Below are 15,890 nucleotides of genomic sequence, written 5' to 3'. Positions count from 1 at the left end.
GCGGCGCTCGGTGTCAGGCCGGCTCACAGCTCGACTCATGCGGACCTCCGGACGAGCGCGCGGACGGCGACCCCGAGCTTCTCCCTCGGGTCCAGTGACAGCCGGGCCGCGCGGACGGCCTCGGGATCGTGGGCGATCCGCCGGAGCAGCCGTCGGTAGATGCCGGCCATCGCGGCGGTGCACGCCGCCGCCCGCCGGTCCAGCAGCGGGAGCAACGTCAGCCCGTGCTGGTACCAGGCCTCGGCCCGGTCGGCCTCGAAGTGCACCAGGGCGGCGAGACGGTCCGGCGGATCGGCCAGCCGGCCGGAGGAGTCCAGGTCCAGGGTGCACCCGAAGCGCCGCAGGTCCTCCTGCGGAAGGTAGACCCGGCCGAGCTGGCGGTCCTCGCGCAGGTCCCGCAGGATGTTGGTGAGCTGCAGCGCGATGCCCAGCGTGTCGGCCAGTGGCATGGCGTGGTTGAGGTCGCGGGGTGCGTACACGCCGGTCGACAGCCGGCCGACCGAGCCGGCCACGCAGCGGCAGTAGCCGACGAGGTCGTCGAACGTGGCGTAGCGCGTGCCGCGGCTGTCCTCCTCACAACCGGTGACGAGCTCGTCGAAGGCGTCCAGCGGTATCGGGAAGCGGGCCGCGGCGTCGGCGAGGGCCAGCAGCACCGGGTCGGACGACGCCGGCTCGTCCACGCCGAGATTGGCGACGGCCTTGCGGACCTCGGCCAGGCGGCGCAACTTCTCCTCGGCGGGCAGGTCGCCGTCGCCGATGTCGTCGATCCGCCGGGCCGTGGCGTACACCGCGCTCAGTGCCCGCCGTTTCGGCGGCGGCAGCAGCCGGATGCCGTACGAGAAGTTCCTGGCCTCCCGGCGGGTGATCTCCTCGCAGATGTCGTAGGCGTTCGATACGTCGCTCATCCCGGGCTCCGTACGCTCGCCCGCAGCCAGGCCGCCGCCACCTGCCCGCGACCGGCTCGGGGTGTCCCGGACAACGTGTCGTGCCCGGCCCGGGCGATCGCGGCCGCCGCGGCGCGACCACCGGCGAGATAGCCCGACACCGCGAGCCGTGCCCAGCCGCGCAGGCTCGGCAACAGCAACGCTCCCGCGTCGAGGTAGGCCAGCGCGCGGCCGGTCTCGAACGCCAGCAGCGCCCGAACCGCCTCGCTCGCCCGGGGCAGGTCGAGGTCCTGCTCGCGGACACCGAACAGCCGCAGGTCCTCCTGCGGGAGATAGACCCGCCCACGCCGTCGGTCCTCGGCCACGTCCTGCCAGTGCTCGATCAGCTGGAGCCCGGTGCACAGATGATCCGACAGCTCGATCCGCTCCGGCGTCGCCGCACCGAAAATGTGGAGTACGACCTCACCCACCGGGTTCGCCGACAACCCGCAGTAGTCCAGCAACTCCGCGAAGGTGTACCGCGTCACCCGCTGGTCGACGAGGTTGGCTTCGACCAGCCGCAGGAACGGATCCGCGGGTACGCCGGCCTCGGTGACCAGGGGCCGCAGCCCGGCCACCACCGGGTCGGTGACCTCTCCCCCGTCGTACACCCGGCGTACCTGCGCGGCGACGTCCCGCAGCGCCGCGGTCCGATCGCCGGCGGCCTCGTCCCCCAGGTCGTCGACGTACCGGGCGTAGCAGTAGAGCGCGTTCAGCTGCCGGCGGATCCATACGGGGAGCAACCGCAGCGCGACCGGGAAGTTCTCGTTCGCCGCCTTGTCCAGTGCTGAGTCCAGCGCGGACGCCTCTCGAGTGGGCACATCGATCCTCCGTCGAGCCGGTGCAGACCACCCGGGCGAGGACGGCGAAGCCGCGATGTCCAGGGTGATCTTGGCTAAGGGATCGTTACCCAGGCGGCCGAACTACAACCACCTTCGAGCAGGGAGAAATCACGCGCTGTCCCCGAACGCACACTTAGGAAGCGCGCTGGGCCTCCTCGTACTGCCGACCTCTCGACCAGCGCCTGGCTCCCTTGCGGTGGGCCTCGGTGGTGCCGCCCCACACCCCGTACATCTCCGGAAGGCTCATGGCGTGTGACCGGCACGGGTTGCGGACCGGGCAGGTCTCACACACCGCCAGTGCCGTCTGTTCCCTGGTCGCGCGTTCGGCCGGGCTTTCGGACTCTTGGCCGTAGAACAGTCGGCTCGACAGTTCCGCACAGGCGGCCTGGTCATGCCACTGCGTCCAGGCCCTCGCCGGACGCGCGGAGTTGTTGCGTCCGCCCGGCATCGCTGTTCCTCGCTTGGGCATGTTCTCTCTCCTCGCCCGCAAGATGTACGGGCAGCCGACGGGGGCCAGGTCGGTTGCCCGGTCAGGAACCGGTACGGAGCCTGAGTACGGCCGTCACGGCCGGTCAGGACAGCAGCGGGTCGCCGGGATCGGTCAGGTGGAGCACTCGGCCGGCACCGCTCGCGGGAGCGGCCACCTGCATGTCGACACCCAGCATGTTGGCGCGCCGGTAGGCCGCCGCCAGGCACTCGACGCCGAGCGTGCCGACGAAGCGGGCGTCGTTGAGTTTCAGCAGGAGAACCGGTGGCTGTGCCAGCAGCAGCCACTGCAACTGGCGCTTGAACTGCCAGGCGTTGCTGACGGTGACGTCACCGGTGACGCTCACCACGGTGTGGCCGTGGCTGTCCGCACTCCACGTCACACCCAGTGCCGGCGTGCTCACCGGCTGAGGGCCCGCCACCAGCGGGCCAAACCCTCGAGGAGCCGGAAGTGGCAGCACCTGCCAGCACGCGTCGGCGGCGGAAGTAGTGGAACGGGGGAAAGAACCACCGACGGAATCGGCGCGGGGAGGGGGTACGAGATGGTCGCTCACAGCTAACCTCACCTGGCTCGACATTGCGGGCAATGTGCGCGGCTAGCTGTCCAACCAAGATCGAACCTACCCATGTGGATGATCGCCAACCCTTGGTGGGATGAAAAGATCAACGACCCGTGTCCGTCCCCGGACACGGGCGTGGAGAAATGGCGTAAAGAGGACCCCCAGCGCTGTCCCTTCCGAGAGACAGACCCGATAATCCCGTGGTCGACACCTTTGCTTGCGCTCCCTCGGGCGGACGCGCACCCGGACCCAGAAGGCGGCGATGATGATTCAGTCCTCCGAGGGCGAGCGCCTGGCTCGTACCTTCGCCGAGCTCGCCCAGAACCTGTGGGCGGAAGACTCCGAAGAGTCGACTCTCGCCCTCGTCGTCAAGGCCGCCGTCGACTCGGTCCCCGGAGCGACGGCCGCCGGCATCACCATGTGTCACGCCCGGGGCCGCATCGACACTCCGGTCGCGACCGCCGACTACATCTACGCGGTGGACGAGGCGCAGTACCGCCTGGACGAGGGGCCCTGTGTCGCGTCCGTACGCGGCGGTGAGATCCAGCTGGCCAACGACCTCGCCCACGACGAGCGGTGGCCGAGGTTCGGCCCCGAGGCACTGCGTCTCGGTGTGGGTGCCATGTTGTCCTTCCGCCTCTTCGCCCGCGACGACACCTTCGGCGCGCTCAACCTGTACGCCGACCGTGCCAACGCGTTCACCGAACGTTCGGAAGTGATCGGGCGGATCTTCGCGTCCCACGCCGGTGTGGCCATCGCGGCCACCCGCCAGGCCGACCACCTCCGCGAGGCGCTGGAGACCCGGGCCACGATCGGTGAGGCGCTGGGCATCCTGATGGAGCGGCACCACATCACCAGCGATGCCGCCTTCACCCTGCTGCGACAGGCGTCCCAGCAGCGCAACGTCAAGCTTCGCGACGTCGCCCGCGAGGTCATCTACACCGGCGAGACGCCCGAAAGCTGACGTCGGACACCTCAGCTGCTGCGGGAGCCCGACCTCACCGGCGTTCCGGCGTCGCGGCCGACCCCTTCGTCCTCGTTGCGGATCCAGATGGTGCGCTGGGGGAACGGAATGTCGATGCCCGCGGCGTCGAGCGCCTTCTTGATCCGCTCGCGGAGCTCCCGTGAGACGGCCCACTGCTGCAACGGAACCGTCTTGACCGCGACGCGGACGTCCACACCGTCGGCGCCGACGGACTGCACGCCCCACACCGAGGGATTCTCGAGGAGGATCCGGTTGTACGCCGGCTCCGCGCGCATCCTCCGGCCGGTCTCCTCCAGGATCCGGCGTACTTCATCGAGGTTGGCGTCCCGGGCGACGGAGACGTCGAGCACCGCGCGGGCCCAGCCCTGGCTGTCGTTCTTCACCCGCAGGATCTCGCCGTTGCGTACGTGCCACAGCCCACCGTGCAGGTCACGGACCCTGGTCAGCCGCAGCCCGACCTCCTCGACCTCCCCGACCGCCTCGCCGAGGTCGACCATGTCGCCGACGCCGTACTGGTCCTCGACCATGATCAACATGCCGGACAGGTAGTCGGCGACCAGGCTCTGCGCGCCGAACCCGATCGCGAGCCCGACGACCCCCGCGCTGGCGAGCAGGGGGCCGAGCGCGATGCCGAGCTGGTCCAGGACCATCGCCATCGCCGTCACCACGATCACGATCGCGGCGATGTTGCTCAGCACCGAGCCGATCGTCCGGGCTCGCTGGCGGCGGCGTTCGGAGGCGCGGGCGCGGTCCCGCCGCAACACTCCGGAGCCGCGCGCGTGAGGTCCCTGCTCCTCCTTCTCCGGGGTCTCGATGAACCGCTCGACCACCCTGGTGATGGCCCGTCTGGCGATCGCTCGCAGCAGCGCGGCCACCACGATGATGAGCAGGATCCGCAGTGGGACACCCACCAGCGCGGAGGCGTTGTGGTGCAGCCAGTCCTGCACGAGGTTGGCCTGGCCGGTCAGGCTTGTCAGAACGTACGGTGACGTCGCGATGTGCATGGGGAAGTGAAAACCTCGATGGTCGACTCGTTGCGTTCGGCATCCCACCTTAGGAGATCGCGCTGACGGCACCGAGCCCCACCGTCGCGTGGACCGGCTCAGCTGCCCCCCGCGAGGCCTTGCTCGCTTTCTCGGTGCGTCGCGTCCGTCACGGTCGGTGCGCCTTGACGACGTAGACGGCGGGCACACGGGTCGCCGCGTCGCCGAGCCCTTCGTACATCTGCGCCACGGGCGCCTCGAAGAACTCCTCGACGCGCAGGCCGGCCCGCATCAGGCTCATGACGACGTCGCTGACCGGCCACACGAACGCGTCGAACCTCGTGTCCGGCGTGGACCCGGATGGACGCTTGGCCTGGTCGTACGTCTGCCGCGTCGGGTGGCCGCGGCCGAAGTAGTCGACGGTCACCTCCACGCCCTCGGCCCGCACCCCGAGCACCTCCCAGAGGGGATGGTGTTCGCACAGCAGGAAGGTGCCGCCCGGGCGAAGGCGCTCCACGACCGTCGCCGCCCACCGGTCCAGATCGGGCAGCCAGCACACGACTCCCCAGCTCGCGTAGACGACATCGAAGTCCCGCAGGTCGGCCGGCAGCTCGTACATGTCCGCGACGACGAACCGCGCGTCCGCCCCGGTCTCCCGGGCAAGGGTCCTCGCGACCTCGATACCGACGTGGCTGATGTCGACACCGGTCACCGAGGCTCCGAGCAGTGCCCAGGAGAGGGAGTCGCTGCCGTTGGCGCAGGCGAGATGCAGCATGCGCTTGCCGACGACGTCCGGCAGCAGTCCGGGCTCGAAGTCCTCCAGGGTGGTGCCACCGTCGAGGAAGAAGCTCGCCGGCTCAGGTGGCCGAGCCGGTGCGATCTCGTTCCAGCTGCGCTGGTTCGACCTGGTGTGGGCGAGGATCCGGTCCATTGCGCGACAGTACTCAGCACAACGACTCGTTGACCATGATCCAGTTCCCCGTTGACGCCATCGCCATCCAGCGGAGCCAGCGCAGAGCACGGCGTACTGAAGATCCAACTCAAGGTCCACTTCACGTTGGACCACCACCAGCCCATGCGTCATGGTGGACGCGAAGATCATCTTCGTCCCAGCTTCCCGACCTGACAATCTCCGGCCCACCCGCCATGCAGTCGCGCGAACTTCCGCCTGAACGTGTGGCTCACCGACGGCGTCGCGGACGGGACTCCTTCCCAGCTGAGGCGTCGAGTGCGGGCACGAGTGGTGCGAGCGCGGCGCGGAGCAGGTCGGGCAGGGAGCCGGACGGCACGACGAGCCCGCCGGCCGAGCCGGACTCGAGAGTCGTACGCAACCAGCGCCGAAGGCCGACGCGGACGGCGGCGGCCACGCCCGCCGCGAGCACCTGAGGGCTGAGGTCGTCGACGTCCTCCGACCGACGCTCCGCGAGCACGGCGGCGAGCGGGCCTTCGATCGCAGCCGCGGAGTCCACGAACGCGCTCCGCAGTGTCGGGCGCGCGGTGATCAGCAGCAGGACGTCCCTAACTCGGTCGTCCGGGCCGGTGTACTGCTCGACGATCGCCTCGACCACGGCGTCGGACAGGCGCTCGCCGGGCGGCCGGGCCGCCACCGCCGCCGCGACCCGGGACTCGCGTTCCGCCGTGACGGCCGCGACGATTGCCTGCTCCCGGCTGGAGAAGTAGTTGTTGTAGGTCCTCGTCGACACTCCGGCGGCCTCGGCGATGTCGTCGACGCGCACGTTGTCCGGCCCGCGTTCGACCGCCAGCCGCAGCGCCGCGGCGCGCAGGGCCTCCCGGGTCGCCTGCTTCTTCTGCTCGCGCAAACTCGTCCGCCCAGCCGTCACGGGCACAGCATCCCACACCAGACGTGCGCGCACGCAAACTTGCGTGCACGCACTTTTCGACTAGTCTCGTCCTCAGGCCGTCCGGACCCCGCTCCCTCAGCAGAGGCTCCGGAGCAGGCCCTACCGGATCACCGGACGCTCGACCAGAAGGGACGACTCCCATGCGGGCAAAGGGAATCAGCTACGACACCGGCTTCATACGCGACGGCGGCATCTCCCGGCAGCACTTCGATCCCGAGGTGGTCGGACGCGAACTCCGGATCATCCGCGACGACCTGCACTGCACGGCCGTGCGGATCATCGGCGGAGATCCGGAGCGCCTGGACCTGGCGGCGGCGCACGCCGCCGACCTCGGGCTGGAGGTGTGGTTCTCGCCGTACCCGCTCGAACTCACCGCCGACCAGATTCTCGGGCTCTTCACCGAGTGCGCGGAGCGAGCGGAACGGCTCCGGCAGCAGCGCGGAGCCGACGTGGTCTTCGTGACCGGCGCGGAGCTGAGCCTGATGAACCCGGGCTTCCTGCCCGGCGACAGCGTCGAGCAGCGCCTCGACGGACTTCTCGGCGATCGGGCTCGGATGCCCGAACGGATCGCAGCGCTCAGTGCCGGCGTCGACGAATTCCTCCGCCAGGCCGTGAACGTCGTCCGCGAACGCTTCGGCGGCCCGATCACCTACGCGGCCATCCCACTCGAACGCGTCGACTGGTCGCTCTTCGACATCGTGAGCGCGGACCTCTACCGCTCCGCCGAGGTGGCCGACCAGTTCGCCGACGGCGTACGCGCCCTTGTACAGCAGGGAAAACCGGTGTCCGTCACCGAGTTCGGCTCCGCCTGCTTTCGCGGTGCCGGCGACCTCGGCGCGCGCTTCATGGAGATCGGCGAGTACGACGACAGGACCGGCGCACTGCTTCGGCTGAACGGCGAGTACGTCCGCGACGAGGCCGGCCAGGCCCGGTATCTGCGTGAGTTGCTGGAGATCTTCGACGCCGCGGGTGTCGACGCCGCCTTCGTCTTCCTGTTCGCCCTCGAGAGCCATCCGCACCGCCCCGACGGCGACCCACGCGAGGATCTCGACCTGGCCAGTCCGTCGATCGTCAGGGTTCTCGAGGACCGCAACGGCCAGACCTACCCGGACCTGGCCTGGGAGCCGAAGGCGGCCTTCACGGCCCTCGCGGACTACTACGGCAGCTGAACGGCACACTCGCCGAACGTCTTGTGCAACGTACGTCCGGGCCCGGCCAGAAGTGCCCGTCGCGTGAAGCGCCGCCGCGCCCCCTGACCTGCGTACATTCGAAAGCGTGCCGCCACATGGAGTCGTGCCGCGCTTTCGCGGCAACGGAGTCATCGAGTTCGAGCCACACACCTACCGCGACCCCGGCGACGGGGAGCTGTTGCTCGCGGTCGGGGCCAACGCGATCTGCGGGACCGACAGGGGCGAGTACGTCAACGGCAGTCCCATCGTGCCCGGCCACGAGTCCGCCGGTGTCGTCGTGGCCGCCGGCCCCGGCACCGGTGTTCAGGTCGGCACCCGCGGCGCCGTCTACCTCATGGACTTCTGCGGGGACTGCCGCAGCTGCCGGGTCGGGGCCACCAACCAGTGCTTCGCCAAGCGAGGCGACGTCGGCCAGAACACCGACGGCGGGTACGGCCCGTACCTGCTCACCCACGAGACGAACTTCTTCGCCGTCGACGACTCCATTCCGTTCGCCGAGGCGACGATGCTGCTCGACGTCATGGGCACCAGCGGCCACGCGCTGCGCAGGGCCGAGTTGGTACGCGACGACATCCGAAGCATCCACGTCGCGGGCGCCGGCCCGATCGGACTGGGCCTGGTGGTGATGGCCCGGATCCGTTACGGCGTGGACTTCCCGATCTTCGTCAGCGACGTCAGCCCCTGGCGGCGGAGGTTCGCGGAGTCGTTCGGGGTGACCGCGCTGGACGCCGACGACGAGGCCGCGCTGAAGAAGATCGCACCGGACGTGGCCTTCGACTCCTCCGGCCGTGGCTCGGCCCGCCAGGCGGCGATCTCGGCGCTGTCCAAACGCGGTGCGCTGATCTGCGTCGGCCACGGCGAGGGACTGACGCTGAACGTGTCCCGCGACCTCATCTCCCCCGAACGCGCCGTCCTCGGCAGCGAGTATTTCCGGTACGACGAAATGCCGGACAACCACCGGCTGCTGCTCGAACACCGCGACCTGATCGGCCGGGTGATCACGCACACGTTCCCGCCGAGTGAGCTCCCGCACGCGTTCGAGCTGTTCCTGTCCGGGCAGACCGGCAAGGTCGTGATCGTCCGGGAGCCGGCGACGTGAGCGGCGCAACGGGCACAAAGGGCGGGCGAATCCGGGTGGCGGTCGTCGGCGCGGGCGGCTGGGGAGCACAGCATGCGCGGATCTTCGCCGGCCGGCACGACACCGACCTGGTCGGCGTGCTCGGTCGCTCGCCGGAGCGGACCGCCGCACGAGCGCAGGAGTACGACACCACGCCGTACACCGATCTCGGCCGGCTGCTCGAGGAGGCCAGACCAGACCTGGTGTCGGTCTGCCTGCCCAACGAGGACCACTTCGAGGTGACCCTGCGGCTGCTGGAGGCGGGCGCCAACCTGCTGGTGGAGAAGCCCCTGGTGTTCGACCTGGACGAGGCCGACCGGCTGCTGTCCGCCGCGGACGGCAGCGGCAGCTTCTTCGCGATCAACTTCAACCACCGGTACTCCGAGCCGTTCCTGCGCGCCAAGGCGGCGGTCGACGCGGGCGAACTCGGCCGGCTCACGTTCCTCACCTGGCGCTTCGGCGGTGAGGCGAACCGCCAAAGATCACCGCACGCCAACCTGATCGAGACCCAGTGCCACGGCTTCGACCTGCTGGAACACCTGGGCGGCCCGATCGAGTCGGTGATGGCGCAGATGGGCAACGCGACCTACGGCGCCTACAGCACGGTGGCGATCGCGCTCACGTTCACCTCCGACGCGGTCGGCACTTTGCTGGGCAGCTACGACTCGTCGTATGCCTATCCCGGCACCCAGCAGGTCGAGATCAACGGCACCCTGGGCAGGGCGGTGGTCGACGACACCGTGCGGCGGTTCACCCTCTCCCGTGCAGGCGAGGAGACCCGCAGCGTCTGGGAGGCCGGCTACTTCAACGACGAGGCACGCAGCTTCCACGCCACCTTCGACCGGCACGTCGAGGAGGTGCTGGCCGCATTCCGCGCGGGCGCTTCACCGCCGGTCCCGGCCGCGGCCGGCCGGCGCGCCCTCCAGCTCGCCCACGCGACGATCGCGTCGTACGAATCCGGCCGGCGGGTCCCGGCCCCGAAGACCACGCCGGGCGATTGAGCGAACCCGCGACCGCCTGTGGCCTCCAGGTTGGACATCTAGAGTTCCTGGAGTGGACGTTCGGAAACGCCGGCGCTGGCCGCGCCGGTTGGGCCGCCTGGTGGCGCTGGCCCTCTCGCTGGCGGCGGTGGCCCTCGCCGGTGCCCTGGCCGTCACGCCCGATGTCGGCGACGCCGAACACCGCGCGGCCGCGTTCGCCCGGGCCCACGGCGCCCACAGCCCGTCCTCTGCGGTGCCGGCACGCTTCACCGCGGCGCTGCTCGCCACCGAGAACTCCCGCTTCTACCACGACGTGGGAGTCGATCCCGTCTCGGTCGTCCGGGTGGCGGCGGCCGCCGTGAGTGGCGGCGGAGACGTGGGCGGCGCCACCCTGGAACAGCAGCTGGCCAAGCAGTTGTACGGCGCCGGCAACTCCGCCGGAGTCGTGCGAAAGTCCGAACAGGCGGTGCTCGCGGTCAAGCTCTACAGCCGCTTCGACAAGTGGCAGGTGCTGCGGATGTACGCGTCGGTGGTCTACTTCGGGCACGGGTACTGGGGGCTCGACGCGGCCAGCGAGGGCTACTTCGGGCGCACGCCGTCCCAGCTGAGCTGGGGGCAGGCCGCCGTGCTGGCCGGGCTCCTGCAGGCCCCTTCGGCGTACGACCCGATCCGGCATCCCGACCGCGCCTGCGCCCGCCAGCAGCACGTCCTTGCCCGGCTCGTCGCCACCGGACAGCTCGGATCGCGGGCCGCGGCCTCGGCGGCGTGTGCGGGCCCCGCGTTCCACGCCTCGGGAGATGTTCCCAGGAAGCACGTCTAAGCTCTGCTGGCCGACCGGTGGACGCCGGTCGGATGTGGGCAAGCGGGTGCAGTTCGGACAGCACATGCCCGAACGCCGTCAAGGATCGGCAAAGCCGGGCTGCGGCTCGGCGGCCGGACGCATGCGGCCACCTATGCTCGGTGAGGTTTCCAGCTAAGGAGTGATCATGGGCAGCCTCGGCGCACCGGAACTGTTGATCATCGGTGTCGTACTCGTCCTGTTGTTCGGAGCGACCCGGTTGCCCCAGACGGCCAAGGGCCTCGGGCAGTCGCTGAAGATCTTCCGCAAGGAGCTGCAGGACGACTCCTCCGAGCAGCAGCCCGCGCCCGGCGCACTCCCCCAGGGCTACTCCGGACAGGCCCAGCAGCCGGCTCCCCCGGCCCAGGCGCCCGACGCCACTCCGTCTGAGCCGCACCAGTCACACCAGTCGCACTGAGAGGCGACACCGCACGGTCCGCAGGCCTGTGCAGCCTTGGCTGCACAGGTAGAACTGCACAGGTAGAACTGCACAGCTCGAACTGCACAGCCCGAACTGTGCAGTTCGAACTGGACAGTTTCACCTGCGCGACCTAGGGTCGCCTACGTGGCTGCGATCAGCGGAACCATGTCCGAGTCGGCCGTCCGCGCGGCGCGTGAGACCCGGGTCGTCTTCAGCCGGCTGCAACGCCGACTGCGGGAGACGTACGACACCGGCGGGCTCACCCCCACCCAGACCTCGGTGCTCAGCAGGCTGAGCACCGAGGGTCCGGCGTCGACCAGTGACCTCGCGGCGGCAGAGCGCGTCCGGCCGCAGTCGATGGCGGCCACGCTGGCGGTCCTGGACGAGCGCGGCCTGATCCGGCGCAGTGCCGATCCCGACGACGGCCGCCGGCAACTCGTCTCGCTGAGCAAGGCCGGCAGCGCGTTGCTGGCCGACAAGCGACGAGCGGGCGAGGAGTGGCTGGCCAGGTCGCTGCAGGACCAGTGCACCGAGAAGGAACGCCAGAAGGTCATCGAGGCGCTCGCCCTGCTGGAAAAGCTCACTCACTCGTGAGGTCCTCACCCTCCTCCTCCTGTTCCGGCCGCACCTCTCCCTCGTCAGCGCGGGACGCCCACCACGACAGGTCGGGCTCCTTCGACCGCAGGCTGCTGGCCCCGATGATCCTGGGTTCGGTCCTGAACCCGGTCAACTCCTCGATCCTCGCGGTCTCGCTGGTGCCGATCGGGGCAGCCTTCGGTGCACCACCGTCGCAGACCGCCTGGCTGGTGTCCGGTCTCTACCTGGCGACCTCGATCGGGCAGCCGGTCGTCGGCCGGCTGATCGACCTGTACGGGCCGCGACGCCTCTACCTCGCCGGGACGGCCCTGGTCGGCATCGCCGGAGTGGTCGGCCTGCTCGCACCGAGCCTCGGCGTCCTCGTCCTCGCACGGGTCCTCCTCGGCTTCGGCACCTGCGCGGGCTATCCGGCCGCGATGTTCCTCATCCGCAGCGAGGCCAGGCGAACCGGCCACGACAGCCCGGCCGGGATCCTGACCGCGCTCGCGGTCGCCAACCAGACCGTCGCCGTGCTCGGGCCGGTGCTCGGCGGACTGCTCATCGGGCTCGGCGGATGGCGGACCACCCTCGCTGTCAACATCCCGTTGGCGGTGGCCGGGCTGACCCTCGGCCTGTGGCGGCTGCCGAAGTCCCCCGCCGGCCAACCCCGCGGTGAGGAACGCTCCACCGCCGGAACAGACCTGCCGGGCATCGCCACCTTCGCCGCGACGCTCCTGGCGCTGCTGTTGTTCCTGATGGACCCGCGGGCCGACCGCTGGTACCTCCCCGTGCTCGCGGTCCTCGCCGCGACCGCCTTCGTGCTCCGGGAGCGCCGGGCCGCCGAGCCGTTCGTGGACGTGCGGGTGCTGGCCGGCAACCTGCCCTTGCTCACGACATACGCCCGAACTCTGCTCGCCTACGTCGTGGCCTACTCCACGCTGTACGGCTACACCCAGTGGCTGCAGGAGGGACGCGGACTGTCGGCCTCACAGGCCGGTCTGGCGCAGTTCCCGATCTTCCTCACCGCGATCCCGTCTCCACCACGACCGGGCCCCGCAAGGGAATCCGCGGCAAACTGCTGGTCGGCGCGGTCGGGCAGGTCGTCGCCTCGGCCCTGCTCTTCCTGCTCGGCGACGGCAGCGCGGTCTGGCTGCTCGTCGTGGTCGCCTGCGTCTTCGGGATCCCGCAGGGGCTGAACAGCCTTGCCCTGCAGAACTCCGTCTACCACCAGGCGGATCCGGCCCGGATCGGCTCCTCGGCCGGACTGTTGCGGACCTTCACCTACCTCGGTGCGATGGCCGCCTCCTGCGCCAACGGCGTGTTGTTCTCTCACCGCGCCGACACCGCCGGGCTGCACCGGCTGGCGTGGTTCATGCTCGCGGCCGCCGTCGGGTTCCTCGTGCTGACCGTCGCGGACCGGTCGCTGTCCTCGCTCACCAGAGGCGACCGGTCATGACCCGACCGGCTCTGCTGGTGATGGACCTCCAGAACGCCAAGTGAACTGAGCCGGCCCTACGTCTGGCCGGAGACGTGCCGGACGGGGAGGCCGTGGAAGTGGCCGAGGCGTTCGGCGGCGGTGTCGACCAGACCGCGCCGCTCGTCGTCGAGGGTGCGGAGCAACCGGGACTCGACCGTGACGGCGTTCCTGCCGACGGTGCGCTTCCACGTACCGACCCGGACATCGTCCACGACGACCGTCGCCGACCACTGGCCGGAGGCCGGTGGCTGCGTCCCCTCCGGCGGCGGGAAGGTGACGGCCGGATAGGTCAGCACCGCCTCGTCGTACGTCGGAAACAGGTGAGCGCGGAACGGCGCCGGCGCGGCCCGCTGCTCGGGCACCAGCGCCGGGTCGTACCAGTGCGCCACACCGTCCACGTCGACGCGTTCCAGCCGGTCCCCGACCTCGCCCAGCGCGGCGCTGGCGTCGGTGACCGTCAGCGAGGCCCAGCGGGTGAAGTCCGCGATCGAGGCGGGTCCGTGGCCGCCGAAGAACCGCCGGGCGAGCTCGGCCAGAGCCTCCTCCCGGGTGCGTGCGGGTGCCGGGGCGACCACCTCGTCCACCAGGGCGTAGGTGTGCTGGACCCCGCGGATGGGCCCGCCGCACACCAGGCCGCGAAGCTCCCCCACCATCACCAGGTTGGCGAGGTCCTGCCCGGAGCTCGGCAGCCCCACCGCCGCGAACCGGGCGCCGATCTCCTTGCGGGTAAGGAAGTTTCGCCCGCCGAGCGCCTCGGCGAGGATCTCCAGCGCCCTGCCGACGTGCCGCTCGTCCAGCGACGACCGCGTCAGCTGAATGGTCAGAGCGCGTTCCACCCGCGGCGAGGTGAGGTCCTGCACCCAGCGCAGGTCCTCCGCGGCGACGAAGTGCCAGGTCGGGCGCAGGATGTGCGTGCGCACGAACGCGCCCGAGTCGAGCTCGGCCCGCACCTGCTCCCACGCGGTCGACCGGCTCCGCACCGCGAGCGAGAAGCAGGCATGCTCGCGCTCCTGCGCCTGCACGCAGGTGAGCAGGCGTACGACGTCGGCGGCCGTGGGCAGCGGCGGGCCGGTCACCCGCTGGGTGGCCAGGCGGTGCCTGAGAACGCTACGAAGCTCCACGCCGTCATCATGCCCGCAGGCACTCCCAGGCCACCCCGCCGACCGGCGCCACCGCTCAGCCGAGGTCCGCCACCACGGTCGCGGGCGGAGGCAGGACGTTGTCCACCGTGGTCAGGGTCACCTGGTCACCCTCGAACCTCAGTGCATGCGTACGGACGAACGGTGTACGGACGAAACAGATCCGCAGCTCGCAGGTGTCCTCGTCGGTCCAGGTCGCCCGGACGAGCACCTGGTCCGGATCGTCGCGCACCAGGGTGGTGGTGCCGGCCCGCCACTCGTTCGCTCCACCGACCACCTCGTGCTCACCGGCGCCGTCGCGCAACCTGAGCTTGCACGCGCCGTCCTCACCAACGTCGAAGCGGATCGTCTGGGCGGCGCGGACCGGAAGGCGCAGGGCCAGGATCGGATCCTCCGCGCTGTGGTCACCGATCCGGACGCGGTAGGTCCGCCCGGAGACCCTGGCCGCCGTGGGCGAGGTCGACCGGCCGGACGGCTCCGGCAGCGCCAGGGTGGCCAGCCGGCGTTCCAGCCGCTCGTGCGAGTCGTCGTCGGGCGGCAACGGGTCGGCGCTCATCGCCGGCAGCAGGTGTTCCCACACCAGGTCGAGCGGACCCTGCATGTGGGTCGTGCCGCCGATCATCGCCAGCACCGCGTCCTGCTCGGGCATCACCAGGCAGTACTGGCCGAACGCGCCGTCACCGCGGTAGGCGCCGTTGCGGCAACGCCAGAACTGGTAGCCGTACCCCTGGCGCCAGTCGATCTCCGGCTCTTCGTCGTTGCTCACCTGGCGGGAGGTCGCCTCGGCCACCCACTCCTGTGGTATCAGCTCCCGGCCGTTCCACCTGCCCTGCTGGAGGTAAAGCTGACCGAACCGCGCGATCTCGCCCACGCGCAGGGTCAGGCCCCAGCCGCCGGTGTTGATCCCGCGCGGGCAGGTCTGCCAGGTCGCGTCGGTGATGCCGAGCGGCTCCAGCAGCCGCGGCCGCAGGTAGTCCAGCAACGTCGAGCCGGTCACCTCCGAGACGATCGCCGACAGCAGGTAGCTCGCGCCGCTGTTGTAGCAGAAGTGGGTTCCGGGCTCGTGCTCGACCGGTTTGGCCAGGATCCCGCGGACCCAGTTCTGCTCGCCGGTCGTGCGGACGACAGCCGTGTCGGCGGCGTGTCCGGTGGTCATCGTCAGCAGGTGCCGAACGCGCATGCGGGCGAGGTTGTCGCAGACTTCCTCCGGCGCGTCGTCGGGGAAGAACTTCAGCACCGGGTCGTCCACCGACAGCAGGCCCTCCTCCACGGCCAGCCCGACCGCGCTGGAGGTGAAGCTCTTGCTGAGGGAGAAGACCATGCGTGGGCCGTTCAGCGGGTAGGGCGCCCACGAGCCCTGGGCCACCACGTGGCCGTGGCGGACCAGCACGAAACCGTGGATCGCGTCGACCCGCTCCTCCAGGGCCGTCACGAAGTCGAGTATCGCCTTGGACGGAATGCCCTGGGCCTCCGGAGCGGAGCGAGGCAAGGCCTCCTTGACATCCGTGCCC

The 15,890-nt window shown here is 70.4% G+C and carries 18 protein-coding genes; 9 read left to right on the top strand and 9 right to left on the bottom strand.

The window, feature by feature from the left end; all coding sequences use genetic code 11:
- Positions 1–35: 35 nt before the first annotated feature.
- From hpnD to ABZV93_RS17420, 4 genes are all read right to left on the bottom strand, one after another.
- A complete protein-coding gene (gene hpnD, locus ABZV93_RS17435) occupies positions 36–905 on the bottom strand; it encodes a presqualene diphosphate synthase HpnD (RefSeq protein ID WP_354936728.1) in 870 nt (289 codons plus the stop codon).
- Positions 902–1,744, bottom strand: a complete 843-nt coding sequence (gene hpnC, locus ABZV93_RS17430) for a squalene synthase HpnC (protein WP_354936725.1) — start codon at positions 1,742–1,744, stop codon at positions 902–904. The genes hpnD and hpnC overlap by 4 nt, the downstream gene beginning before the upstream one ends.
- A gap of 154 nt (positions 1,745–1,898) precedes the next feature.
- Complete coding sequence (locus tag ABZV93_RS17425; protein ID WP_354936722.1) at positions 1,899–2,234, bottom strand: WhiB family transcriptional regulator; 336 nt, start codon at positions 2,232–2,234, stop codon at positions 1,899–1,901.
- A 103-nt stretch (positions 2,235–2,337) separates the two neighbouring features.
- On the bottom strand, positions 2,338–2,655 hold the full coding sequence (locus ABZV93_RS17420) for an STAS domain-containing protein (RefSeq protein WP_354936719.1): 318 nt from the start codon (positions 2,653–2,655) through the stop codon (positions 2,338–2,340).
- Positions 2,656–3,073: 418 nt separating this feature from the next.
- Between ABZV93_RS17420 and ABZV93_RS17415 the strand changes: the two genes are divergently transcribed.
- Positions 3,074–3,775, top strand: a complete 702-nt coding sequence (locus ABZV93_RS17415) for a GAF and ANTAR domain-containing protein (RefSeq protein ID WP_354936716.1) — start codon at positions 3,074–3,076, stop codon at positions 3,773–3,775.
- Between the two features lie 11 nt (positions 3,776–3,786).
- On the opposite strand, the gene ABZV93_RS17410 is transcribed toward ABZV93_RS17415, so the two are convergent.
- The 3 genes from ABZV93_RS17410 to ABZV93_RS17400 all read right to left on the bottom strand — a co-directional run bounded on the left by ABZV93_RS17410 (position 3,787) and on the right by ABZV93_RS17400 (position 6,620).
- A complete protein-coding gene (locus ABZV93_RS17410; RefSeq protein ID WP_354936713.1) occupies positions 3,787–4,800 on the bottom strand; it encodes a mechanosensitive ion channel family protein in 1,014 nt (337 codons plus the stop codon).
- Positions 4,801–4,948: 148 nt separating this feature from the next.
- Positions 4,949–5,710, bottom strand: a complete 762-nt coding sequence (locus tag ABZV93_RS17405; RefSeq protein ID WP_354936710.1) for a class I SAM-dependent methyltransferase — start codon at positions 5,708–5,710, stop codon at positions 4,949–4,951.
- 250 nt (positions 5,711–5,960) lie between these two features.
- On the bottom strand, positions 5,961–6,620 hold the full coding sequence (locus tag ABZV93_RS17400) for a TetR family transcriptional regulator (RefSeq protein ID WP_354936707.1): 660 nt from the start codon (positions 6,618–6,620) through the stop codon (positions 5,961–5,963).
- A 161-nt stretch (positions 6,621–6,781) separates the two neighbouring features.
- Here ABZV93_RS17400 and ABZV93_RS17395 point away from each other — a divergent pair, with 161 nt between their 5' ends.
- The 8 genes from ABZV93_RS17395 (at position 6,782) to ABZV93_RS17360 (ending at position 13,219) form a co-directional block, all read left to right on the top strand.
- A complete protein-coding gene (locus ABZV93_RS17395) occupies positions 6,782–7,810 on the top strand; it encodes a hypothetical protein (protein ID WP_354936704.1) in 1,029 nt (342 codons plus the stop codon).
- A 106-nt stretch (positions 7,811–7,916) separates the two neighbouring features.
- On the top strand, positions 7,917–8,930 hold the full coding sequence (locus ABZV93_RS17390) for an alcohol dehydrogenase catalytic domain-containing protein (protein ID WP_354936701.1): 1,014 nt from the start codon (positions 7,917–7,919) through the stop codon (positions 8,928–8,930).
- Positions 8,927–9,949 carry a Gfo/Idh/MocA family oxidoreductase gene (locus ABZV93_RS17385; protein WP_354936698.1) on the top strand — a complete coding sequence of 341 codons (1,023 nt, stop codon included), beginning with the start codon at positions 8,927–8,929 and terminating at the stop codon, positions 9,947–9,949. Before ABZV93_RS17390 ends, ABZV93_RS17385 begins: the two co-directional genes overlap by 4 nt.
- Positions 9,950–10,001: 52 nt before the next feature.
- Positions 10,002–10,748 carry a biosynthetic peptidoglycan transglycosylase gene (locus ABZV93_RS17380; RefSeq protein ID WP_354936695.1) on the top strand — a complete coding sequence of 249 codons (747 nt, stop codon included), beginning with the start codon at positions 10,002–10,004 and terminating at the stop codon, positions 10,746–10,748.
- A gap of 166 nt (positions 10,749–10,914) precedes the next feature.
- Positions 10,915–11,184 (top strand): twin-arginine translocase TatA/TatE family subunit, encoded by a 270-nt coding sequence (tatA, locus tag ABZV93_RS17375; protein WP_354936692.1) that lies wholly within the window; start codon positions 10,915–10,917, stop codon positions 11,182–11,184.
- A gap of 147 nt (positions 11,185–11,331) precedes the next feature.
- A complete protein-coding gene (locus tag ABZV93_RS17370; RefSeq protein WP_354936689.1) occupies positions 11,332–11,781 on the top strand; it encodes a MarR family transcriptional regulator in 450 nt (149 codons plus the stop codon).
- A gap of 104 nt (positions 11,782–11,885) precedes the next feature.
- Complete coding sequence (locus ABZV93_RS17365) at positions 11,886–12,959, top strand: MFS transporter (RefSeq protein ID WP_354936686.1); 1,074 nt, start codon at positions 11,886–11,888, stop codon at positions 12,957–12,959.
- The gene (locus tag ABZV93_RS17360; protein WP_354936683.1) at positions 12,923–13,219 is read left to right on the top strand and encodes a hypothetical protein; all 297 of its coding nucleotides are present in this window, start codon (positions 12,923–12,925) and stop codon (positions 13,217–13,219) included. The genes ABZV93_RS17365 and ABZV93_RS17360 overlap by 37 nt, the downstream gene beginning before the upstream one ends.
- A 56-nt stretch (positions 13,220–13,275) precedes the next feature.
- Here ABZV93_RS17360 and ABZV93_RS17355 read toward each other — a convergent pair whose 3' ends face one another.
- Positions 13,276–14,361 carry a winged helix DNA-binding domain-containing protein gene (locus tag ABZV93_RS17355; protein WP_354936681.1) on the bottom strand — a complete coding sequence of 362 codons (1,086 nt, stop codon included), beginning with the start codon at positions 14,359–14,361 and terminating at the stop codon, positions 13,276–13,278.
- Positions 14,362–14,416: 55 nt separating this feature from the next.
- Positions 14,417–15,868, bottom strand: coding sequence for a serine hydrolase (locus tag ABZV93_RS17350; RefSeq protein ID WP_354936678.1), 1,452 nt, complete (start codon positions 15,866–15,868; stop codon positions 14,417–14,419).
- Between the last annotated feature and the right edge of the window lie 22 nt (positions 15,869–15,890).

Origin of the sequence: Actinopolymorpha sp. NPDC004070, from assembly GCF_040610475.1 — a bacterium.
GTDB lineage: Bacteria > Actinomycetota > Actinomycetes > Propionibacteriales > Actinopolymorphaceae > Actinopolymorpha.
Note: the sequence above shows the minus strand (reverse complement) of the source record. Positions and strands in the feature narration are given on the sequence as shown.

Bases quoted from the DNA above. Each gene is read 5' to 3' on its own strand.
- hpnD (WP_354936728.1), bottom strand. From the start codon at position 905: ATGAGCGACGTATCGAACGCCTACGACATCTGCGAGGAGATCACCCGC.
- ABZV93_RS17425 (WP_354936722.1), bottom strand. From the start codon at position 2,234: ATGCCCAAGCGAGGAACAGCGATGCCGGGCGGACGCAACAACTCCGCG.
- ABZV93_RS17415 (WP_354936716.1), top strand. From the start codon at position 3,074: ATGATGATTCAGTCCTCCGAGGGCGAGCGCCTGGCTCGTACCTTCGCC.
- ABZV93_RS17410 (WP_354936713.1), bottom strand. From the start codon at position 4,800: ATGCACATCGCGACGTCACCGTACGTTCTGACAAGCCTGACCGGCCAG.
- ABZV93_RS17405 (WP_354936710.1), bottom strand. From the start codon at position 5,710: ATGGACCGGATCCTCGCCCACACCAGGTCGAACCAGCGCAGCTGGAAC.
- ABZV93_RS17395 (WP_354936704.1), top strand. From the start codon at position 6,782: ATGCGGGCAAAGGGAATCAGCTACGACACCGGCTTCATACGCGACGGC.
- tatA (WP_354936692.1), top strand. From the start codon at position 10,915: ATGGGCAGCCTCGGCGCACCGGAACTGTTGATCATCGGTGTCGTACTC.
- ABZV93_RS17365 (WP_354936686.1), top strand. From the start codon at position 11,886: ATGATCCTGGGTTCGGTCCTGAACCCGGTCAACTCCTCGATCCTCGCG.